The organism is Luteimonas sp. J29 (assembly GCF_000472505.1).
Lineage (GTDB): Bacteria > Pseudomonadota > Gammaproteobacteria > Xanthomonadales > Xanthomonadaceae > Luteimonas.
Window position 1 is genome coordinate 367720 of sequence record NZ_AWZR01000002.1, and the last position, 21374, is coordinate 389093.

General features: G+C 73.0%; 14 protein-coding genes, 1 tRNA gene and 1 pseudogene. 6 read left to right on the top strand and 10 right to left on the bottom strand.

Translation table 11 applies throughout. From position 1 onward, the window contains the following. Positions 1–63: 63 nt before the first annotated feature. Together LUTJ29_RS0104530 and LUTJ29_RS17995 are read left to right on the top strand one after the other, a co-directional pair. On the top strand, positions 64–627 hold the full coding sequence (locus LUTJ29_RS0104530) for an ECF-type sigma factor (protein WP_027071510.1): 564 nt from the start codon (positions 64–66) through the stop codon (positions 625–627). Positions 628–725: 98 nt separating this feature from the next. Continuing rightward, entirely contained in the window at positions 726–3584 is a 2859-nt protein-coding gene (locus tag LUTJ29_RS17995) for a serine/threonine-protein kinase (RefSeq protein ID WP_051322686.1), read from the top strand. Here LUTJ29_RS17995 and LUTJ29_RS0104540 read toward each other — a convergent pair. After that, positions 3535–4152, bottom strand: coding sequence for a thymidine kinase (locus tag LUTJ29_RS0104540; protein ID WP_027071511.1), 618 nt, complete (start codon positions 4150–4152; stop codon positions 3535–3537). The genes LUTJ29_RS17995 and LUTJ29_RS0104540 overlap by 50 nt on opposite strands. Positions 4153–4270: 118 nt before the next feature. Here LUTJ29_RS0104540 and LUTJ29_RS0104545 point away from each other — a divergent pair, with 118 nt between their 5' ends. After that, on the top strand, positions 4271–6247 hold the full coding sequence (locus tag LUTJ29_RS0104545) for a UvrD-helicase domain-containing protein (protein ID WP_027071512.1): 1977 nt from the start codon (positions 4271–4273) through the stop codon (positions 6245–6247). Between the two features lie 72 nt (positions 6248–6319). Further along, positions 6320–7207, top strand: a complete 888-nt coding sequence (locus LUTJ29_RS0104550; protein ID WP_027071513.1) for an HAD family acid phosphatase — start codon at positions 6320–6322, stop codon at positions 7205–7207. 346 nt (positions 7208–7553) lie between these two features. Here LUTJ29_RS0104550 and mdoH read toward each other — a convergent pair whose 3' ends face one another. The 4 genes from mdoH to LUTJ29_RS0104570 form a co-directional block, all read right to left on the bottom strand. Further along, entirely contained in the window at positions 7554–9392 is a 1839-nt protein-coding gene (gene mdoH / locus LUTJ29_RS0104555; protein ID WP_084524676.1) for a glucans biosynthesis glucosyltransferase MdoH, read from the bottom strand. 65 nt (positions 9393–9457) lie between these two features. Then, positions 9458–10993: a glucan biosynthesis protein G gene (locus tag LUTJ29_RS0104560; protein WP_027071515.1), complete on the bottom strand. Its 1536-nt coding sequence runs from the start codon at positions 10991–10993 to the stop codon at positions 9458–9460. Positions 10994–11043: 50 nt separating this feature from the next. Continuing rightward, positions 11044–13107, bottom strand: coding sequence for a M3 family metallopeptidase (locus LUTJ29_RS16105; protein ID WP_051322687.1), 2064 nt, complete (start codon positions 13105–13107; stop codon positions 11044–11046). Between the two features lie 180 nt (positions 13108–13287). Continuing rightward, on the bottom strand, positions 13288–14691 hold the full coding sequence (locus tag LUTJ29_RS0104570; protein ID WP_051322688.1) for an FAD-linked oxidase C-terminal domain-containing protein: 1404 nt from the start codon (positions 14689–14691) through the stop codon (positions 13288–13290). A 335-nt stretch (positions 14692–15026) separates the two neighbouring features. Between LUTJ29_RS0104570 and LUTJ29_RS0104575 the strand changes: the two genes are divergently transcribed. Next, positions 15027–15782 (top strand): DUF72 domain-containing protein, encoded by a 756-nt coding sequence (locus LUTJ29_RS0104575; protein ID WP_043740372.1) that lies wholly within the window; start codon positions 15027–15029, stop codon positions 15780–15782. Further along, positions 15775–16505: pseudogene (locus LUTJ29_RS16110) on the top strand (DNA-formamidopyrimidine glycosylase family protein). Before LUTJ29_RS0104575 ends, LUTJ29_RS16110 begins: the two are co-directional and overlap by 8 nt. Before the next feature lie 35 nt (positions 16506–16540). Here the strand turns inward: LUTJ29_RS16110 and LUTJ29_RS0104585 are convergent. From LUTJ29_RS0104585 to dtd, 5 genes are all read right to left on the bottom strand, one after another. After that, positions 16541–17527: an aldo/keto reductase gene (locus LUTJ29_RS0104585; protein ID WP_027071518.1), complete on the bottom strand. Its 987-nt coding sequence runs from the start codon at positions 17525–17527 to the stop codon at positions 16541–16543. Between the two features lie 316 nt (positions 17528–17843). Next, positions 17844–17919 (bottom strand) — tRNA-Ile (locus tag LUTJ29_RS0104590). A 246-nt stretch (positions 17920–18165) separates the two neighbouring features. Then, the gene (locus LUTJ29_RS0104595) at positions 18166–18543 is read right to left on the bottom strand and encodes a hypothetical protein (protein WP_027071519.1); all 378 of its coding nucleotides are present in this window, start codon (positions 18541–18543) and stop codon (positions 18166–18168) included. Between the two features lie 317 nt (positions 18544–18860). Beyond that, entirely contained in the window at positions 18861–20720 is a 1860-nt protein-coding gene (gene rpoD / locus LUTJ29_RS0104600; protein ID WP_027071520.1) for an RNA polymerase sigma factor RpoD, read from the bottom strand. A 158-nt stretch (positions 20721–20878) separates the two neighbouring features. Further along, on the bottom strand, positions 20879–21319 hold the full coding sequence (dtd, locus tag LUTJ29_RS0104605; protein WP_027071521.1) for a D-aminoacyl-tRNA deacylase: 441 nt from the start codon (positions 21317–21319) through the stop codon (positions 20879–20881). Positions 21320–21374: the final 55 nt, after the last annotated feature.

The following is a 21374-nucleotide window of genomic DNA, read 5'->3' on the forward strand; positions in this document are numbered from 1 at the left end:
TCCGGGGCGGCGCCCGGGCCTTCGCGGTATAGTCCCGGCGCTGACCGCACGGGCAAGGGACGCATGGCCGAATCCGCTGACATCACCCTCTGGCTGGACGCCGCCCGCGGTGGCGACCGCGGCGCGCTCGACCAGGTCCTCGCCCGCCTCTACCAGGAACTGCACACCATGGCCCGGCGCCAGCTCGCCGGCCAGATGGGCCAGACCCTCGACGCCACCGCGCTGGTGCACGAGGCCTACCTGAAGCTGATCGGGCGCAAGGAGATCCAGTTCGACGACCGCGCCCACTTCTTCGCCTACGCGGCCTCGGCGATGCGCAGCGTGGTGATCGACTACGCCCGCCAGCGCCTGGCGCAGAAGCGCGGCGGCGACCTGCACCGGGTCACCGACCTGCCGCACGACATCGAGGGCGGCCTGCGCCTGGACGAGGACATGCTGGCGCTGGACGTCGCCCTCAACCGGCTGGCCGCGGTCGATGCCAAGCTCGCCCAGGTGGTGGAACTGCGCTATTTCGGCGGCCTGTCCGAGGCCGAGATCGCGACCGTGCTCGGCCGCTCCGACCGCAGCATCCGCCGCGACTGGCAGAAGGCGAGGATGTTCCTGCTGGCGTCGCTGCAGGAATCGTGACCGGGAGGACGGCGTGACGGGGGAGGACGCCGCCAGCCTGACGTGGACGCCGCCGGGGCGCGCCCCCGGGCCCGCCGCGCGCGCGGCGGCGTAGCGCGATGGATCCGGATCGCTGGCAACGCCTCTCGCCGCTGCTCGACGCCCTGCTCGAGCTGGACGAGGCCGCGCGCGCAAGCAGCCTGGCCTCGCTGCGCGACGACGACCCGCAGCTGGCCGACGACCTCGAGGAGCTGCTCGCGCTCGAGGCCGCCGGCGACGACTTCCTCTCCGAGCCGCTGATCGCGCCACCGGTCGGCGTGCAGCCGGGCGCGAACGTCGGACCGTACGAGCTCGAACGCCTGCTCGGCGAGGGCGGCATGGGCCAGGTCTGGCTGGCGCGCCGCGCAGACGGCCTGTACGAACGCCGGGTCGCGCTCAAGCTGCTGCGCCCGGGCCTGGCCGACCCCGGCCTGCGGCTGCGCTTCACCCGCGAGCGGCAGATCCTGGCGCGGCTCGAACACCCGCACATCGCGCGCCTGCTCGATGCCGGCATCAGCAGCGACAACCAGCCCTACCTCGCGCTCGAGTACGTCGAGGGCGAGCCGATCACCGACTGGTGCCGCGCGCGCGACCCCGGCGTGGCCACCCGCGTGCAGCTGTTCCTGCAGGTATGCGAGGCGGTGAGCCACGCCCATACCAACCTGATCGTGCACCGCGACCTCAAGCCGTCGAACATCCTGGTCACGCCGCTGGACGACGTGCGCCTGCTCGACTTCGGCATCGCCAAGCTGCTCGACACCCCGGACCACGCCCCCGAGCACACCCGTACCGGCCTGCGCACCTTCACCCTGCACTACGCCGCGCCCGAGCAGATCCGCGGCGAACCGGTCACCACCATGACCGACGTGTATTCGCTGGGCGTGGTGCTGTACGAACTGCTCGCCGGGCGCAAGCCCTACCAGCTCAAGCGCCCGACCGACGCGCAGTGGGAGGACGCGATCCTCAACCACGACCCGCAGCGGCCCTCCCAGGTGCTGCAGCGCGCGGCCGCGGAAGACGGCACGCCCGACACCCGCGCCAGGCGCCGCGCGCGCGAGGTGGCGGGCGACCTCGAGAACATCGTGCTCAAGGCGCTGTCGAAGAAGCCCGAGCAGCGATACCCCTCGGTCGAGGCGCTGGCCCTGGACCTGCAGCGCTGGATCGACGGCAAGCCGGTGCACGCGCGCCCACAGAGCCTGCCCTACCGGATCGGCAAGTTCGTGCGCCGGCACCGCTGGGCGCTGTCCACCGCCGCGGCGATCGCGGTGGTGCTGGTGAGCGCGCTGGCGATCGTGGCCTGGCAGGCACGCCAGGCGCTGCAGGAGTCGGCCCGCGCGCAGGCGATGCAGAACTTCGTGGTCGGGCTGTTCGAGACCGCCGGCGACGTGCCCTCGGACGCCTCGGTGGACGTGCGCCAGCTGATCGAGAACGGCGAGCGCAGGATCGAGAGCGAACTGGCGCGCCAGCCGCTGGCGCGGGCCGAACTGCTCGGGGTGGTGGCGCGGCTGCGCGCGGGCCTGGGCGACTACAACGACGCGCTCGAGGTCCTCATGCGCCAGGCCCGGCTGGTCGAGTCGCTGGACGATGCACCCGCCAGCCTGCGGCTGCAGTCGGCCACCGACCTGGGACGGGTGCTGCGGCTGAAGGGCGACATCAGCGGTTGCGTGGCCCGGATGCAGCCGCTCGCCGGCCTGGCCCGCGACCACGAGCGCCGCCTGCCGCTGCCGGTGTCGGCGTTCTACACCCAGCTCGGCCGCTGCCACGCGGCGGCACGCCGGCTCGAGGACGCGCGCGCGCTGTACACGCGATCGCTCGCGCTGCGCCGCGACCCGCTCGGCGACAACGCCGGCATCGTCGAGAACCTCGCCGACCTCGCCGCGCTGCATGCGTCGGCCGGCGACACCGCGCGCGCGCTCGACGGCACGCGTTCGGCGCTGACCCTGCTGCGCGGCAGCGAGGGCGCCCGCCATCCGCTGGCGATCGACCTGCTGCGCAGCCTGTGCTCGCTCGAACGCGAGGCCGGCGACCTCGACGCGGCCGAGCGGGACTGCCGCCAGGCGCTGGCGCTGGCGCAGGAGCTGCGCGGCGCCAGCCACCACGCCACCATCGACGCGCGCCGCCAGCTGGCGGCCCTGCACGTCGACCTGGGCCGCTTCGCCGAGGCCGGCGCCGAGTTCCGCGACACCCTGGCCTGGATGAGCGCGCGCCTGGGCGAGCGCCATACCGACGTCGCCCGCAGCCGCAACAGCCTCGCCATCGTGGCCTGGGAGCTGGGCGACATGGACACCGCCCTGCGCGAGATGGCGGCCGCGGTCGACATCTGGCGCGACGGCGGCGGGCCGATGCTCGCGGCGGGCCTGTTCAACCAGGCCATGCTCCTGCACAGCATCGGTCGCCACGCCGAGGCGCTGCCGTTGCTGCGCGAGTCGCTGGCGCTGCGGCGCGAGGCGTTCGGACCGCGCCACGGGCTGGTGGGCGACACGCTGCGGCTGCTCGGCGAGGTCGAGGCGGCGCTCGGCCACGACGGCGCGCCGGGGGCGCTGCGCCAGGCGCAGTCGCTGACCCGCAGCGCCTACGGTGCGCGCCATTCGCACACCCGCCGCGCCGAAATCTCGCTCGCCCGGTACGAGGCGCTGCGCGGCGACGCGGGCGCGCTGACCCGGCTCGACGCGCTCGCCGAACTCGACCCGGACAACGTCGAGCTGCGCAAGGCCGCCTGGCTGGCGCGCGCCTACGCCGCGGACGTGCGCTGCCGCGCGCCGGAGGAACGCGACCTGGCCGTGGCCAGCTTCCAGTCGCTGGCGACCCTGGTGGCGCAGGCGCAGCCGGAAGGCGGCGCGCTGGCGCGCGAGATCGCGGGCCTGCACGCCGACTGCGCCGGGCGCGCGGTCAGCCGCCCGGCGGTCGCAGCGGCTCGACGCGCTCCTCGCCGCGGGTGATGCGCTTGAACTGGGCGCGGCTGACCGAGACGTAGCGCTCGTTGCCGCCGATTTCGACCTGCGGCCCCTCGTTGACCCCACGCCCGTGTTCGTCCACGCGCACGGTCATCGTGGCCTTGCTGCCGCTGTGGCAGATGGTCTTGATCTCGACCAGCTCGTCGGCCCAGGCCAGCAGGTACTGGCTGCCCTCGAACAGTTCGCCGCGGAAGTCCGTGCGCAGGCCGTAGCACAGCACCGGCACGCCGAGCGCGTCGACCACCTCGCCCAGCTGCCAGACCTGGTCGCGGGCCAGGAACTGGGCCTCGTCGATCAGCACGCAGTGCAGCGGGCCGTTGCCGGCGATGTCGTCCGCGACCAGCGCCTGCAGGTCCTGCCCGCGGTCGAAGGCCACGCCGTGGGCCGAGAGGCCGATGCGCGAGGCCACGGTACCGCTGCCGGCGCGGTGGTCGAGCTTCGGGACCAGGATCAGGGTCCGCATCCCGCGCTCGCGGTAGTTGTGCGCCGACTGCAGCAGGGTCGTGGTCTTCCCCGCGTTCATCGCCGAGTAGTAGAAGTACAGCTTGGCCATCGGCGGATTCTACAGTCCGCGCGCGCCGGCCCGCGGGCCGGGCGGACCCCGGACCGGGCCGCGGCCGGCGGACCCCGCCCGGCGGGTAGAATGCACGGCCGCTCCACGCAGTTCCCCGATGCACGGCCTCAACCCCCAGCAGTCCGCCGCCGTCGCCCACGTCGAAGGCCCCATGCTCGTGCTCGCCGGCGCGGGCAGCGGCAAGACCCGGGTGATCGTGGAGAAGATCGCGCACCTGATCCGCAGCGGCCGCTACCCGGCCAGGCGGATCGCGGCGATCACCTTCACCAACAAGTCGGCGCGGGAGATGCGCGAGCGCGTGGCCAAGCGGATCAAGGGCGACGCGGCCGACGGCCTGACCGTGTGCACCTTCCACGCGCTGGGCCTGAAGATCCTGCAGGTCGAGCACGCCCGCGTCGGCCTGCGCCGCGGCTTCTCGATCTTCGACAGCGACGACGTGCTCGCGCAGCTGCGCGACCTGATGCCCGGGGCCAAGCCCGACGCGGTGCAGGCGATGCAGTCGCTGGTGTCCAGCGTCAAGAACGCCGGGCTGTCTCCCGAGCAGGCGGCCGAAGCCGCGCGCAGCGCGCGCGAGCACGAGGCCGCGGCGCTGTACGCGCGCTACCAGCAGCGGTTGGCGGCGTTCAACGCGGTCGACTTCGACGACCTGATCCGGCTCCCCGTGCAGCTGCTGGAAGGCAGCGAAGAGGCGGTGGCCGCGTGGCGCGAGCGCATCGGCTACCTGCTGGTGGACGAGTGCCAGGACACCAACGACGCCCAGTACCGCCTGCTCAAGGCGATCGCCGGGCCGAGGGCCAACTTCACCTGCGTGGGCGACGACGACCAGAGCATCTACGCCTGGCGCGGCGCCAACCCGGAGAACCTCGCCCAGCTCGCCCGCGACTACCCGGACCTCATCGTGGTCAAGCTGGAGCAGAACTACCGCTGTCCCAACCGCGTGCTGCGCGCGGCCAACGCGCTGATCGCGCACAACCCGCACGAGCATCCCAAGACCCTGTGGAGCGCGCAGCCCGACGGCGAGCGGATCCGGGTCTGGGAATGCCGCGACGCCGCGCACGAGGCCGAGCGCGTGGCCGGCGAGATCCACTTCCTCGCCACCTCGCGAAAGGTCGAATGGGGCGAGTTCTGCATCCTGTTCCGCGGCAACCACCAGTCGCGGCCGCTGGAGAAGGCGCTGCAGCTGCTGCGCATCCCCTACCACCTGTCCGGCGGCACCGCGTTCCTCGACCGCGGCGAGGTCAAGGACGCGCTGGCCTGGCTGCGCCTGATCGCCAATCCCGAGGACGACGCGGCGTTCCTGCGCGCGGTGCAGTCGCCTTCGCGCGGCATCGGCGCGACCTCGCTGGCGAAGCTGGCGGAGATGGCGCAACACGCCGGCCTGCCGCTGGCGCGCGCGGCCGAGTCGATGTCGCTGCTCAAGCAGCTGCAGCCGCGCGTGGCCAACGCGCTGGGCGCCTTCACCGACATCGTCCGTGGCCTGCGCGCCGACGCCGCGCGGCTGCCGCCGACCGAACTGGTGCGCAGGCTCAACGAGAAGTCGGGACTGGTCGCCGCGCTGCGCGAGCAGTGCCGCAGCGAGGAGCTGTTCAGGCTGCGCCGCGGCAACCTCGACGAACTCGCCGACTGGTTCGAGGGTGCCACCATCACCGGGCCGGGCGAACTGGCCGCGCAGCTGGCCCTGCTCTCGCACGCCGACAAGGGCGACCCCGGCAACCAGGTGCGGCTGATGAGCCTGCACGCGGCCAAGGGCCTGGAGTTCCGCTACGTGTTCATCGTCGGCATGGACGATTCGACCCTGCCGCACGAGTCCAGCCTCGACGAGGGCAGGCTCGACGAGGAGCGCCGCCTGCTCTACGTCGGCATCACCCGCGCCAAGGAGCAGCTGTGGCTGTCCTACAGCCGCGAGGCGCAGCGCTGGGGCACGAAGGTGCGACTGGTCCCGAGCCGCTTCTTCGACGAGTTGCCCGCGGCCGAGCTGCAGCGCGACGGCGCCGATCCCGAAGCCGACGCCGCCCGCCGCGCCGAGCGGGCCAGCGCCGGCTTCGCCTCGATCCGCGCGCTGCTCGAGGACTGAGCCGTCCGCCCGCGGCCGGGCACCGGCACCCCGCTACACTCGCCCCCCCGTCCCCGCCAGGAGGCACGCCCCATGCGCAAGCCACTCGTATCCGCGGCCCTGCTGGCCGCCCTGACCCTCGCCGGATGCGCCGTTGCCCCGCCGCGTACCGCCGCCCACGCGCCGGCCGCGACCGTGCCCGCGGACGACAACCTCAACGCGGTGCTGTGGGTGCAGCGCTCGGCCGAGTACCAGGCCAACGCGGTGTCGATCTACCGCGCTGCCGCCGCCCGGCTCGACCAGGCGCTCGCCGATCCCGACTGGGATGCGCTGGCGCCCGCCGAACGCGCCGAAGCCGGCCCGGCCGCCGGCCTGCCGCCGGCGGTGATCGTGGACATCGACGAGACCGTGCTGGACAACTCGCCGTACCAGGCGCGGCTGGTGGCCACCGGCGGCGAATACGACGACGCCACCTGGGCGCAGTGGGTCGAGGAGCGCAAGGCCCGGCCGGTGCCGGGAGCGCTGGAGTTCGCCCGCGCCGCGCAGGCCCGCGGCGTCACCATCGTCTACCTGTCCAACCGCGTCGCGGGACTGGGCGAGGCGACGCTGGCGAACCTGCGCGAGGCCGGGTTCCCGGCCGACGACGACGGGGTCTTCCTGGGCCTCGGGACCCGGGTCGAGGGCTGCGAGCAACGCGGCTCGGAGAAGCGCTGCCGGCGCCTGCTGGCCGGGCGCCAGTACCGCGTGCTGATGCAGTTCGGCGACCAGCTGGGCGACTTCGTGGAGGTGGCGACCAACTCGCCGCAGGCGCGCGCCGCCCAGCTGGACGAGCACCGGGCCTGGTTCGGTGAACGCTGGTGGATGCTGGCCAATCCCACTTACGGCTCGTGGGAGCCGGCCCTGTTCGACAACGCATGGCGCGAACCGCGCGACACCCGCCGCCAGCGCAAGCGCGAGGCGCTTGTGCTGGATGCAGATTAAGAATCAATAGGTTACGTCGTCGAATTTAAGGTATTGCATCAGCTTCCGTCACGGGCTAGTCTGCCCGGGCCACAACACCAGTCCTCCGGCGGACGCCGGATTCAACGGGAAACCAGCGGTTTCCCGTTTTTTTTTTGGCGGCCTGGGGCGGGTGACGACATCGCGGCTGGCGCGACCCCCACCCGGCCCTCCCCCGCAGGCGGGGGAGGGAGCAGGTTGCGGGACCTGGGGTCTGGGGGTGGTTTGGCGCAAGTGCCTCTCCCACGCCTGCGGGAGGGCCGGGGAGCAATCGCGCCGGTGGAGCCGGCGGATCGATTCCGGGACACGCCGGCAACGCGCGCCCGCCTCACTCCCCCCGCCGCAACTCCGCCGCCCGCCGCAGGATCGCCGGCGGCGCGGTCTCCTCGGGGGTCGCGAAGATGCCCCTGCGCCGCAGCCAGGCCCCCGCGCCCGGGGACGAGGTCAGCGCCACCACCGGGATCGAGAGGACCAGGCCGGCGATCACCGGCGACATCCACGCCGCCAGCCCGGGCGAGACCAGGTACGCGGCCATCGCCGCGCCGAGCCCGAACAGGGTCATGCCGCCATAGCGCGAGAGCAGCTCGGACATCGGCAGGCTGCCGTCGTCGCGGCGCTGCGGGTTCCAGCCCGAGTCCCGGCCGGCCAGCACCTCGGCCACGCCGCGCGACTGCAGGTACATCGTCACCGGCGCCATCAGTGCCGCCAGCACGGTCTCGAGCACCGCGCCGGCCGCCAGCCGCCAGCCGCCGCCGCAGGCGCGGCGCAGCCGGCGGTCGAGCAGGGTCGCCAGCAGGCCCAGCAACTTGGGGGCGAACAGCAGCACCATGGTCAGGGCGAACAGCCACAGGAAGCGGCTGGGATCGGCCTCGCGCCAGTAGGCCAGCGGCGCGTAGGCGGCGCCGGCGGGCGCGAACGGCCCGCTGGCCTGCAGCGGGATCGCCAGGCCCACGAGCATCAGCATCGCCCACATCGGCGCGGTGAGGTAGTGGCCGATGCCCACCAGCAGGTGGCTGCGGCTGACCCAGTGCAGCCCGCGCGCGGGCACCACCAGCGCGTGCTGCAGGTTGCCCTGGCACCAGCGGCGGTCGCGCACCAGCATGTCGGTCAGCGACGGCGGGCCCTCTTCGTAGCTGCCCGCCAGCGCCGGCGCCATGTGCACCGCCCAGCCACCACGGCGCATCAGCGCGGCCTCGACGAAGTCGTGGCTGAGCACGCTGCCGCCGAACGGGGCCCGCCCCTGCAGCACCGGCAGTCCGGCGCAGGCGGCGAAGGCGCGGGTGCGGATGATCGCGTTGTGGCCCCAGTAGTTGCCCTCCGCGCCGTGCCACCAGGCCACGCCGTGCGCGATCACCTGGCCGTAGACGCGGCCCGAGAACTGCTGCATGCGCGCGAACACGGTGTTGCCGTTGACCACCAGCGGCAGGGTCTGGACCAGTGCCAGGTCCGGGTGGCGCTCCATCGCCGCGGCCAGCCGCACCAGGGTGGCGCCCTCCATCAGGCTGTCGGCGTCGAGGATCAGCATGTGCGCGAACGCGCCGCCGTAGCGGCGCACCCAGTCGGCGATGTTGCCGGCCTTGCGCTCGCGGTTGTCCTGGCGCCGCCGGTAGTACACGCCGATCCGGTCGCCGAGCCGGGCGCGCAGGGCCAGGAAGGCGCCCTTCTCCGCCGCCGCGATGTCCGGGTCGCGGGTGTCGCTGAGGATGAAGCACTCGAAGTGCGCGCCGCGGCCGGTGGCCACCACCGACTCGAGCACCGCCTGGACGCCGGCGAAGGTGCGCCGCGGATCCTCGTTGTACACCGGCACCAGCAGCGCGGTGCGGGTGGAAAGCGCGGGCAGCGGGCCGTCCACCGGGATGTCGAGCGACGAAGGACGCCTGCGCAGCAGCTGCACGAAGCCGGCGACCGCGGTGGCGAACGAGAACGCGATCCAGGCGAACAGCGGCACGAACAGCGCCAGCACGATCGCCTCGAGCAGGGCGATCCCGCCCGCGCGCAGCAGCCACCACAGCTGGTAGGCGGCGACCAGGGTCAGCCCCGCGGTGGTGCCGAACACCAGCGCGCGGCGGCGGCCGATCGTCGCCGGCGAGCTGGACGGGCGGCCGCGCGCCAGCCGGCCGGCGTCCAGCGACTGCACGGGCATCTCCAGCGGCGCCTCGGGCGGCATCCAGGGTAGCAGCGGATGGTCGGCCTCCTCGACCGGCCGGACGATGGTGATGTCGACGATCCTGTTCACGACGGCCACCTCGACAGCCAGGTTTCACTCAGGGGCGCGCCGGCGGCGTCGAGCAGCCGGGCGCGCAGCTCGACCACCCGGGCGTCGCCCGGCCACAGTTCGAAGGACAGGCGCCAGCGCCCGTTGGCCTCGAGCCGGTAGGCCACCGGATTGCGCAGCTCGCCGGCCGAGGCGATGGCCTCGACGCGCGGCGCGGCGTCGGCGCCCAGCGCGTCCAGGCGCCCCCCCTGGAAATCGACCACGTACTGGCGCGGGCGCTCGCTCTCGGCGTCGCCCAGCCCGCTGCGCGTGGCGACCGCGCGCGCCAGTTCGGGCCGCCAGGCATGGTCGGCGCACCAGTGCAGGCGGTAGCGGTAGCGATGCTCCCGCCCCGCGGCCAGCGGCGCGCGCGGACGCCAGAAGGCGACGATGTTGTCGGCGAACTCGTTGCCGGTCGGCAGCTCGACCAGATGCACTGCGCCCGGCCCCCAGCGGTCCAGCGGCTCCACCCAGGCACTGGGGCGTCGCTCGTACCGCGCCTCGGCATCCTGGAAGTCGGCGAAGTCGCGCTTGCGCTGCATCAGGCCGAAGCCGCGCGGGTCATTGTCCTGGAAACCGCTGTGCGAGATCTCCGGCGGGTTGCGCAGCGGGCGCCAGACCTGCTCGCCGCTGCCGGTCAGCAGCGCCAACCCGTCGGAGTCGTGCACCGCGGGACGGAAGTCGTCGACGCCGGCGCGGTCGCCGTGGTCGAACTCGAACATGCTGGTGAGCGGCGCGATGCCGGCATTGCGCAGCGCCACGCGCGGGTACAGGCGCGCATCCACGTCCATCCGCGTCTGCCCGCCGGCCGGGCGGATCGCGAAGCGGTAGGCGCCGGCGACGCTGGCACTGTCGAGCAGGGCGTGGACCACCGCGGTGTCGGCGTCGGGCGCCGGGCGCTCGAGCCAGAAGGCGCGGAACACGGGGAACTCCTCGGGGCCCGGGTCGCCGCTGCCCAGCGCCAGGCCGCGGGCCGACAGGCCATAGGCCAGGCCGCGGGCGACGGCGCGGAAGTAGCTCGCGCCGAGGAACACGCACAGTTCGTCGAAATGGTCCTCGCGGTTGACCGGCGCGTGCAGCCGGAAACCGGCGTGGCCGAGCGCGGGATCGTCCGGCGGGGGCGGCTGCGGCCCGAAATCGAACCGGTCGCGGCGGTAAGGCAGCGGACGCGCCCGCCCGCCCTCGACCTCATGCAGGTCGATGCGCTCCTTGAAGATGAAGCCGCGATGGAACAGCTGCGCCTGGAAGCGCCCGCCCTCGCGCCAGAGCGCCTGCTCGGAGCGGAAGCGGTAGTCGCGAAAGGCATCGTAGTCGATGGCGTCCAGCGCCGCGGGGAGCTCGCGCGACGGCGGCCGGAAGGGGCGCGCGGCAAGCTCCCGCGCCAGCGCGGGCACGGTGGAGGCGTCGAAGGGCACGGCATCGCCGGCCATCGCCCGCGTCCACGGCGCCAGGCCGGGCAGCGGGCACAGCAATGGCAGCGACGCGCCAGCCGCGATCAGGTGTCGGCGTCGCAATGGCACCTCGGGGGAGGTCTGGAACCGGCGCCAGTTAGGGGGATTCCGGCTTAACCGGATGTCAAGACGGCGTCATGGCCCGGGTCTTCCGCCATGCCGGTATGGCGCAGGAGCGCGTCGATGCTCGGGGCGCGGCCACGGAAGGCGAGGAAGTTCTCCGCGGCCGGACGGCTGCCGCCGCGGGCGAGGACCTCGTCCAGGAAGCGCCGGCCCACCTCGCGCTCCTGTCCCGGCGCTTCCTCGAACGCTGCATAAACGTCGGCGCTGAGCACCTCGGCCCACTTGTAGCTGTAGTACCCGGCCGCGTAGCCACCGGCGAAGATGTGGCTGAACTGGTGCTGGAACCGGTTCCACTCCGGCGGCAGGTTGACCGCCACTTCCGCGCGCACCCGGTCGAGCACCTGCTGCACGGTCTCGCGCGCCGGGTCGTAGCCGTGGTGCAGGGCCATGTCGAACAGGCCGAACTCCAGCTGGCGCACCGTGAACATGCCGCTCTGGAAGTTCTTCGCCGCGAGCATGCGATCGAACAGCGCGCGCGGCAGCGGCGCGCCGGTGTCGACGTGCCGGCTCATCGCCCGCACCCGCTCCCATTCCCAGCAGAAGTTCTCCATGAACTGGCTGGGCAGCTCCACCGCGTCCCATTCCACGCCGTCGATGCCGGCCACGCCCGGCTCGCCGACCCGTGTCAGCAGCTGGTGCAGGCCATGCCCCATCTCGTGGAACAGGGTGGTGACCTCGTCGTGGGTGAGCGTGGCCGGCTTGCCGTCCACGCCCTTGCCGAAGTTGCACACCAGGTGCACCACCGGGGTCTGCACCCGGCCATCGCGGTCGCGCCGGTTGCGGCAGTCGTCCATCCACGCGCCGCCGCGCTTGCCTTCGCGCGCGTAGGGATCGAGGTAGAGCTGGCCGACCAGTCCGCCGTCCGCGTCCACCAGGCGGTACAGGCGCACGTCCTCGTGCCAGACCGGGCCCGCGTCGGGCTCGACCGTGATCCCGTACAGGTCGTGGACCAGGCCGAACAGGCCGGCAAGCACGTCCGGCTCGGTGAAGTACTGCTTCACTTCCTGGGCCGAGAAGCTGTAGCGCGCCTGGCGCAGCTTCTCGCTGGCGTAGGCCAGGTCCCAGGCCTGTAGCGTGTCCAGCCCGAGTTGCCCGCGGGCGAAGGCCTCGAGTTCGGCCCGGTCGCGCCGTGCATGCGGCCGCGCCCGTGCGGCGAGGTCGCGCAGGAAGTCCAGCACCTGCTCCGGGGTCTGGGCCATCTTGGTCGCCAGCGAGTACGCGGCGTAGCTGGGGAACCCCAGCAGCGCGGCCAGCTCGGCGCGCAGGGCGAGGATGCGGTCGATCAGCGGGCCGTTGTCGAGCGCCGGATCGTCGCCGAGCCCGGAAGCGCGCACGACGAAGGCGCGGTAGAGCGTGGCGCGCAGCTCGCGGTCGTCGGCGAGCTGCTGCACGGCCAGGTACACCGGCATCTGCAGCCCGAGCTTCCAGCCCTCGCGCCCTTCGCGCCGGGCGGCGGCGCGGCAGGCGGCGACGACGTCCGCGGGCAGGCCGGACAGGCGCGCCTCGTCCTCGACGTACAGCGCCCAGCGGTCGGTGGCGTCGAGCACGTTCTGCGAGAACTTCGCCGACAGCGCCGAGAGCTCCTCGCGGAGCTGCGCGTAGCGCTCGCGCGCGGCGCCCTCCAGCTCCGCGCCGCCCAGGCGGAAATCGCGCAGCGCGTTCTCCACCGCCCTGCGGCGGGCCTGGCTGTAGCCGGCGAACTCCGGCGCGTCGGCCAGGCGTCGGTACTGGGCGAACAGGGCGCGGTTCTGCCCCAGCGCGGTCCAGAACCGGGTGACCTTCGGCAGCGCGGCGTTGTAGGCCTCGCGCAGCTCCGGCGTGCTCGCCACCGCCTCCAGGTGCGCCACCTGGCCCCAGGCCCGCGACAGGCGGCTGGTGGCCTCGTCCAGCGGCACGACGAAGCGGTCCCAGGTCGGCGGATCGACCGTCTCGGCGGCGTGTACCGCCGCTTCGGCCTGCTCCAGCAGCGCGTCCACCGCGGGCGCGACGTGTTCGGGACGGATCGCGTCGAAGCGCGGCAGGCCGGAGAAATCGAGCAGCGGGTTGGACGTCATCGCGGGGCGCCGTGGCGGAAGGAATCCCGAGGGTGGGTGCGCCGCCGCATCCGATCAACCCCCGCCCACCACGACCCCCACCCACCTTGTAGGAGCGGCTTCAGCCGCGACCGGCTCCCTCCAGGCCTTGCGGAAGGCGGCGCGGGCGGTCCGGTGGCGGGGTCGCGGCTGAAGCCGCTCCTACAGGGGGTCCGAGTGCCCTGGCGGCAGCACCTTGCCGGGGTTGAGGATGCCGTCGGGATCCAGCGCCGCCTTCACCGCGCGCATCGCCGCGAGCGTCGGGGCGTCGAAGGCGCGGGCCATCCAGTCGCGCTTGGCCACGCCGATGCCATGCTCGCCCGAGAGCGTGCCCTCCAGCGCCAGCACCAGCGCGAACAGCTCGTCGAGCGCCACCCGGGCGCGCGCCGCCTCGCCCGCGTCATCGGGATGGAACATGACGTTGACATGCAGGTTGCCGTTGCCGGCATGGCCGAAGGCCACGATCGGCAGCGCATGCCGGGCCGCCAGCGCTTCCACGCCCTCGACCAGCTCGGCGATGCGCGAGACCGGTACCACCACGTCCTCGTTGAGCTTGCCCGGCGCGATCCCGCGCAGCGCCGGCGAGAGCGCGCGCCGCGCCGCCCACAGCCGTTCGCGCGCCGCGCCGTCGGGCGCCACGTCCAGGTCCAGCAGGCCTTCGCCGGACGCGGCATCGGCCAATGCCTGCAGCACCCCGGACAGTCCGTCGTCGTCGCCGTCGGCCTCGACCAGCAGCATCGCCCCGGCTTCGGGCAAGGCCACGCCGTGGCCGCGCAGCAGGCCCAGCGCGCTCCGGTCGAGGAACTCGAGCATCGCCGGCACCTGCGGCTGGCGCATCAGCCGCGCGATGGCGGCGGTGGCGGAGGCGGCGTCGCGGTACAGCGCGCGCAGTCCCGCCACTGCCCGCGGGCGCGGCTGCAGCCGCAGCGTGGCCTCGACAATGAGCGCCAGCGTGCCCTCGCTGCCGACGATCAGATGGGTGAGGTCGTAGCCGGTGGCGTCCTTGGTCCTTGGCCCGCCGCAGCGCACCAGCTCGCCACGCCCGGTCACCGCCACCAGGCCGAGCACGTTGTCGCGGGTGGCGCCGTACTTCACCGCGCGCGGGCCGCCGGCGTTGCAGGCCAGGTTGCCACCGATGGTGCAGGTCTCGAAGCTCGAGGGATCCGGCGGCCAGAACAGGCCCAGCGGCTGCAGCGCCTGCTGCAGGTCGCCATTGACCACGCCCGGCTCGACGACGGCGCAGCGGTCGTCCGGCCGCAGCTGCAGGATCCGGTTCATGCGCGCGAACGACACCACGATCCCGCCGCCGAACGGGACCGCGGCCGCCGCGGTCCCGGTGCCCGCGCCGCGCGCCACCAGCGGCACCCGGTGCCGGCGGCAGGCGCGCACGATCGCCGCCACCTGGTCGCGATCGCGCGGCAGCGCCACCCCTGCCGGCATCGCATGGCGACGCGAATCGTCGCTGCCGTGCGCCTGCCGCGTGGCCGCGTCGGTGCGCCAGCCTTCTGCGCCGAGGAGCGCGGACAGCTCGGCATCCAGGTCCGGTGGCAAGGTCGCAGTGGTCATGGTCACGATCGCAGTGGGGCCGGACCGGCGGCCCGCGGAACACGGCACGGACCAACGGCGGACACGACGGGGTACGACGCCGGAGCGCATGCGCGAGCCAGGGCCGCACGCAGGCCACCCGCGGCCCGCGCCTGCCGCAAAGCGTGAACGGGTTGGCCAGCCGATTCAATGGCCACGCGCACCGGCTCACGGCGCATTGACCTCGCCTGCGCCAGCCTGCCGCTCCCGTCCGCACGGATCGCGCCCATGGCCAGCCTGCCCGCCTGCCCAGGCGCACGTGCCACCCGGGCACCCACGCCTTGCGATCCCGGGCCAGCCGCGCCGGCATCGCCCGCATGACCCGCCCGGCCCGCACCCGCATCGGCTGCGCAGGCTGGTCGATCGGCACGCCCCAGCGCGCGCTGTTCGGCGACGGCGCCAGCATGCTGGCGCGCTACGCCACGGGCTTCGACATGGTCGAAGTGAACTCGTCCTTCCACCGCGCCCACCGCCGCGAGACCTGGCAGCGCTGGGCCGGCGCCGTGCCGGCCCGCTTCCGCGTCTCGGTGAAGCTGCCGCGCGTGATCTCGCACGAGCTCGGCCTGCGCGGGGCCGGGCCGGCGCTCGACCGGTTCCTGTCGGAGGTCGATGGACTGGGCGCGAAGCTCGGTTGCCTGCTCCTGCAGCTGCCGCCCTCGCTCGTGTTCGACGCGCGCAGCGCCTCGGTCTTCCTGCGCATGCTGCGCCGGCGCAGCGACGTCGCGCTCGCCTGCGAGCCGCGCCACGCCAGCTGGTTCGACACGGGCGCCGATGCCCTGCTCCGGCGACATGCCGTGGCGCGGGTCGCCGCGGACCCGGCACGCCTGCCGGCGGCGGCCATGCCCGGCGGCGATACCGGCTGGAGCTACTGGCGCTGGCACGGTGCGCCGCGCATGTACTACAGCCGCTACGACGACGAGGCGCTGGCGGGCCTCGCGCACGCAGTCGCCGCAGGCCGGGGCACCCCGGCCTGGGTGGTGTTCGACAACACCGCGCACGGCCATGCCGCCACCGACGCGCTGCGCCTGCAGGCGCTGCTCCGCGCGCGCCGGGGAGGACCGCGACGTGCCTGAAGGTCCGTCGATCGTGCTCCTGCACGAGGAGGCGATGCGCTTCCGCCACCGCACCGTGCGCCGGGTCGAAGGCGACAGCCGCCAGGACATCCGGCGCATGGTCGGCCGGCGGGTGCTGGACGTGCGCAGCTGGGGCAAGCATTTCCTGCTCGCGTTCTCCGGCTTCAGCCTGCGCGTGCACCTGATGATGTTCGGCTCCTGCCGCATCGACGAACCGAAGGACAGGCCGCCGCGCCTGGCGCTGCACTTCGACAAGGGGTCGCTGTACTTCTACGCCTGCTCGGTGTGCGCTTCATCGAAGGGCCGCTCGACGCGGCCTACGACTGGCGGGGCGACGTGATGTCGCCCGACTGGGATCCGGCGCTCGCCCGCCGCAAGCTCAGGTCGGCGCCCGAGGCCCTCGTCTGCGACGCCCTGCTCGACCAGGACGTGTTCGCCGGCGTCGGCAACATCATCAAGAACGAAGTGCTGTTCCGGATCCGCGTGCATCCCTGCACCCGGGTCGGCGACCTGCCGCCACGCAAGCTGGCCCAGCTGGTGGCCCAGGCGCGCACCTACAGCTTCGATTTCCTGGAGTGGAAGCGGCGGTTCGTCCTGCGCCGGCACTGGCAGGTCCACCGCAGGCGCGAATGCCCCGAATGCGGCCGCCACCTGGAGCTCGCGCACCTGGGCACCCGCCAGCGCCGCACCTTCTGGTGCGGGCATTGCCAGGTGCGCTACTGAGTCGGGCGCGCGCGTGGCCGGACCCCCACCGGCGCTCAGAATTCCTCGGTGTCGATCTCGGCCTGCGTCGCAGCGGGATAGCGCGGACCGCTCACCGTGCGCTGGTTGACCAGTTCGCCGACGCGCGCGAGCAGGCCCGGGTCGAGGCGCAGGCCGGCCGCGGCCACGTTCTCACGCAGGTGCGCCGGGCGCGTGGTGCCGGGAATCGGCACGATGTCCCGGCCCTGCGCCAGCAGCCAGGCCAGCGCCAGCTGCGCCCGGGTGCAGCCCGCCTCTTCGGCCAGCGGCGCGAGTGCGTCGACCAGCGCGAGGTTGGCGGCGAGGTGCTCGCCCTGGAAGCGCGGCATGCCGCGGCGGATGTCGCCCGGCTCCAGCGCGTCCACGTCGCGCAGCCCCGCCGACAGGAAGCCGCGCGCGATCGGGCTGAACGCGACCAGGGCGGCGCCGATCTCGCGGCAGGCCGCGAGCACCCCGATCTCGGGATTGCGGGTCCACAGCGAGTACTCGGTCTGCACCGCCACGACCGGGTGCACGGCGTGCGCCTTGCGCAGCGTGCCCGCGGAGACTTCCGACAGCCCGATATGACGCACCTTGCCCTCGGCGACGAGTTCGGCCAGCGCGCCGACGCTGTCCTCGATCGGCACCTGCCTGTCCCAGCGGTGCAGGTAGTACAGGTCGATCACGTCGGTGCGCAGGCGCCGCAGGCTGGCCTCGCAGTCGCGCTTGAGCGACGCCGGGCGGCCGTCGATGACCCGCTTGCCGTCGATGCCGGTCATGCCGCCCTTGGTGGCGAGCACGATGCGGTCGCGATGCGGCCCGAGCACGCGCCCGACCAGTTCCTCGTTGGCACCGAAGCCGTACAGGGCCGCGGTGTCGAACAGGGTGACGCCGAGGTCCAGCGCCTCGAGCAGCAGCGCCTCGGCCTGCCCGGCCGGCGGCGGCTTGCCGTAGGCGTGGCTCAGGCTCATGCACCCCAGGCCCAGCGCGGACACGTCGAGCGGGCCGATCTTCCTCTGTTCCATTGCTTCTCCGACAGCGGCGCCGCGACCGCCCGGGGGCGGGTGCACGACGATAGACGACGCGGTGAGTGGCCAGCGCGGCCGGCACGCACGCGACTGCGCCGCTGCGTGCATGACGCCACTGCGGCCTTCAAGGCCACCGGCGCGATCCGCACGCGGCTTGCCCGCAGGCGACGACGTTCGATCACTGGTCCGGCCGATTCTACCGCCGCGATCCCGCCTTGCGTCCGCGCATGCCTGCGTGCGGATACCGGACGCGCGCCCTCCGCGATCGCGCCGCGCGTGGCGCGCGGGACCGGGGAGAAATGAGGAGGACAGGTGGTGGGCCCACCAGGATTCGAACCTGGAACCAAGGGATTATGAGTCCCCTGCTCTGACCGTTGAGCTATAGGCCCCCGCGCGGCCCATTATCGCCACAGCGGAGGCCAATGCGCAGGCGGGAACGCACGCCAGCGCCCACGCGGGCGCCGCACGAGCGGCGCGGCAGGGGCATCACCGGAAGGCACCACGGCCAGCCCCAGCGACCCGCGGAGCGCGAGCGGGAAAAAAGAATCGCGCAGCCGCGACCATCGACGAGATGCTGGCCACGGCTGCGCGACACGATCGGGCGGCGAGCCGCCCGGTCGTCGGGTGGACGGCGCTTAGTTGCCGTCGGTGTTGTTGCGGCCGTCGGCCGCGGCGTTCGCCTCCTCGGCGGCGTCCTGCGCCTGCTCGGCGGCGTCGGCGGCCTTCTCGGCGGCGTCGGCCAGGTCCTCGCGACCGGTCATCTCGTCGGCGCCCTGCACCTGGCCGGCGATCTGCGCGCTCGCGTCGGCGGCGGCATCGGCGGCATCGGCGGCGGCCTGCGCGGCCTCGGCGGCCACCACGTCGCCGGTGGCGGCGGCGTTGGCGGCGGCCTGCTGCGCCTCGGCGGCCGAGTCGGCGGCCTCCTGGGCGGAGTTGGCAGCCTGGTCGGTGTTGCTGCACGCCGCCAGGCCGGCAGCCAGCGAGAGCGCGAGAAGGGTCTTGGCAATGTTCATGGGATCTCCTGTACCCGGCGCCCTGTGCGCCGTCGGGGGCCAATCTGCGCGAAGCCGTGTTCGCGCCGCGCGAATTTCCCGGCAACGGCCGCCGTCGCGTTCAGCTTCGGGCCGGAAACGGCGCCATTGCCACGACCGCGTGCTGAACCGCCGGTGCGGCCACGGTCCGGGATGCGGGTCGGCGTGGCGCCGGTCGCGTCGCTGGCCGCGGATGCCCCACCGCCGCGTGGCGCCGGATGCGTCGCGGGCCTCGCAAAGCACGACGCCCCGGCGCATCGCACCGGGGCGTCCTGGTCTTTCGCGGGTGGCTGCGGCCGTCAGTCGATGTCGAGGAACGAGCGCAGCTGCTCGGAGCGGCTCGGGTGGCGCAGCTTGCGCAGCGCCTTGGCCTCGATCTGGCGGATGCGCTCGCGGGTGACATCGAACTGCTTGCCCACTTCCTCGAGGGTATGGTCGGTGTTCATGTCGATGCCGAAGCGCATGCGCAGCACCTTGGCCTCGCGCGGCGTCAGCCCGGCCAGCACCTCGCGCACGGTCTCGGACAGGTTGATGTTGGTCGTGGCCTCGATCGGGGACTCCACGTTGGTGTCCTCGATGAAGTCGCCCAGGTGCGAGTCCTCGTCGTCGCCGATCGGGGTCTCCATGGAGATCGGCTCCTTGGCGATCTTCATGACCTTGCGGATCTTGTCCTCGGGCATGTCCATTTCCTTGGCCAGCTCCTCCGGCGTGGCCTCGCGGCCGTACTGCTGGAGCATCTGGCGGGAAATGCGGTTGAGCTTGTTGATCGTCTCGATCATGTGCACCGGGATGCGGATGGTGCGCGCCTGGTCGGCGATCGAGCGGGTGATCGCCTGGCGGATCCACCAGGTGGCATAGGTCGAGAACTTGTAGCCGCGGCGGTACTCGAACTTGTCGACCGCCTTCATCAGGCCGATGTTGCCTTCCTGGATGAGGTCGAGGAACTGCAGGCCGCGGTTGGTGTACTTCTTGGCGATGGAGATCACCAGGCGCAGGTTGGCCTCGACCATCTCCTTCTTGGCCTTGCGCGCCTTGGCCTCGCCGTAGGCCATCGCGCGGTTGATCTCCTTGAGGTCGGCGAGCGTGACCATCATCGCCTTCTCGACGGCGATCGTGGCTTCCTGCTCGGCGATGATCTGGTCCTTGACCTCGCGCAGGCCGCTCGACCACTTCTGCTTGCGCTTGAGGACGTCGTCGACCCAGCCCAGGTTGGTCTGGTTGCCTTCCCAGGAGCGGATGAAGTCCTTGCGCGGCATCTTGGCGACCCTGGTCGCCAGCTCGAGGATGCGGCGCTCGTGATCCTTGATCTCGCCGACCACGTCGCGCAGCTTCCTGACCAGGGTGTCGGTCAGCGGCAGCGGCAGCTTGAAGCTGGTGAAGATGGCGGCCATCTCCTCGCGCAGCTTGAGCACCGGCTTGGCCTCGGGGCCGTGCTTGGCGTAGGCCTTCTGGAACTTGGCGTACAGCGCGGCCAGCGCCTCCATGCGGCGCGCGACCTCGGCCGGATCCGGCCCGGCCGGACCGGTGTCCTCCGCCTCGTCGGCGTCGTCCTCGTCCTCCTCCTCGTCGTCGGACACGGCGGCCGTGGCGACATCGTCGTCCGCGGCCGGGATCTCCTCGGCCTCTTCCTCGACGTCGTTGAAGCCGACCACCACCTCGGCCAGGCGCTTCTTGCCGGCCTTGTGCAGGTCGTACTCCTCGAGCAGCAGCTGAACCGACCACGGGAAGCTGGCCAGCGAGGACAGCATCTGGTTGAGGCCTTCCTCGATCCGCTTGGCGATCGCGATCTCGCCCTCGCGGGTGAGCAGTTCCACCGTGCCCATCTCGCGCATGTACATGCGCACCGGGTCGGTGGTGCGGCCGCCCTCGCCGTCGAGCGCGGTCAGGGTCGCGGCCGCTTCCTCGGCCGCGGTGTCGTCGACCTCGCGGTTGCCGGTGGAGTCGCCGGTGAGCAGCAGCGATTCGACATCGGGCGCGATCTCGTGCACCTCGATGCCCATCCCGTTGATCATGCCGATGATGTCTTCGATCTGCTCCGGATCGACCAGGTCGTCGGGCAGGTGGTCGTTGACTTCGGCGTAGGTCAGGTAGCCCTGCTCCAACCCCTTGGAAATCAGGAGCTTGATGTCGGACTGCTGAGCTGGACGTTCGTTCGCCATGAGGCGCGCACCGGGGAGAAAAGTGAACCCGTAATTATACCAGTGCCCGCGGTACGGATCCTGACCGCGGGCACCCGGCACGGGCCCCCACGGCCCGGCAGGGAACCATATGGGGGCGTCCGGCGGGGATTCCAGTCGCCGGCCGCCCGGGGGCCGGATCAGGCCCGGAGCAGGAAGGTCACGGGGCCGTCGTTGGCGAGCCGGACCACCATGTGGGCCCCGAAGCGGCCGGTGGCGACCGGGCCGGCGTGGCGGGACCGGCACTCGGCGACCAGCGCGGCGAAGACCGGCTCGGCCGCGTCCGGCGCCGCCGCGGTGCTGAAGCCCGGGCGCATGCCCGAACTGGTGTCCGCGGCCAGGGTGAACTGGCTGACCAGCAGCAGGCCGCCGCCGGTATCGGCCAGGGAGCGGTTCATTCGCCCCTGGTCGTCGGCGAAGACCCGGTAGCCAAGCAGGCGGGTGGCCATCCGCGCCACCTGGGCCGGTCCGTCGCCGGGCTCCACCCCGACCAGGGCCAGCAGGCCGCCGTCGATGCGGCCGACGACCTCGCCATCGATGCCGACGCTGGCTTCGGACACGCGCTGGATCAGGCAGAGCATGCGGGTGCGGGCGGACGGAAACGGCCGCACAGCCTACCGCCCCGGGCGCCCCGCG

Bases quoted from the DNA above. Each gene is read 5' to 3' on its own strand.
- LUTJ29_RS0104530 (WP_027071510.1), top strand. From the start codon at position 64: ATGGCCGAATCCGCTGACATCACCCTCTGGCTGGACGCCGCCCGCGGT.
- LUTJ29_RS17995 (WP_051322686.1), top strand. From the start codon at position 726: ATGGATCCGGATCGCTGGCAACGCCTCTCGCCGCTGCTCGACGCCCTG.
- LUTJ29_RS0104540 (WP_027071511.1), bottom strand. From the start codon at position 4,152: ATGGCCAAGCTGTACTTCTACTACTCGGCGATGAACGCGGGGAAGACC.
- LUTJ29_RS0104545 (WP_027071512.1), top strand. From the start codon at position 4,271: ATGCACGGCCTCAACCCCCAGCAGTCCGCCGCCGTCGCCCACGTCGAA.
- LUTJ29_RS0104550 (WP_027071513.1), top strand. From the start codon at position 6,320: ATGCGCAAGCCACTCGTATCCGCGGCCCTGCTGGCCGCCCTGACCCTC.
- mdoH (WP_084524676.1), bottom strand. From the start codon at position 9,392: ATGCCGCCCGAGGCGCCGCTGGAGATGCCCGTGCAGTCGCTGGACGCC.
- LUTJ29_RS16105 (WP_051322687.1), bottom strand. From the start codon at position 13,107: ATGACGTCCAACCCGCTGCTCGATTTCTCCGGCCTGCCGCGCTTCGAC.
- LUTJ29_RS0104570 (WP_051322688.1), bottom strand. From the start codon at position 14,691: ATGACCACTGCGACCTTGCCACCGGACCTGGATGCCGAGCTGTCCGCG.
- LUTJ29_RS0104575 (WP_043740372.1), top strand. From the start codon at position 15,027: ATGACCCGCCCGGCCCGCACCCGCATCGGCTGCGCAGGCTGGTCGATC.
- LUTJ29_RS0104585 (WP_027071518.1), bottom strand. From the start codon at position 17,527: ATGGAACAGAGGAAGATCGGCCCGCTCGACGTGTCCGCGCTGGGCCTG.
- LUTJ29_RS0104595 (WP_027071519.1), bottom strand. From the start codon at position 18,543: ATGAACATTGCCAAGACCCTTCTCGCGCTCTCGCTGGCTGCCGGCCTG.
- rpoD (WP_027071520.1), bottom strand. From the start codon at position 20,720: ATGGCGAACGAACGTCCAGCTCAGCAGTCCGACATCAAGCTCCTGATT.
- dtd (WP_027071521.1), bottom strand. From the start codon at position 21,319: ATGCTCTGCCTGATCCAGCGCGTGTCCGAAGCCAGCGTCGGCATCGAT.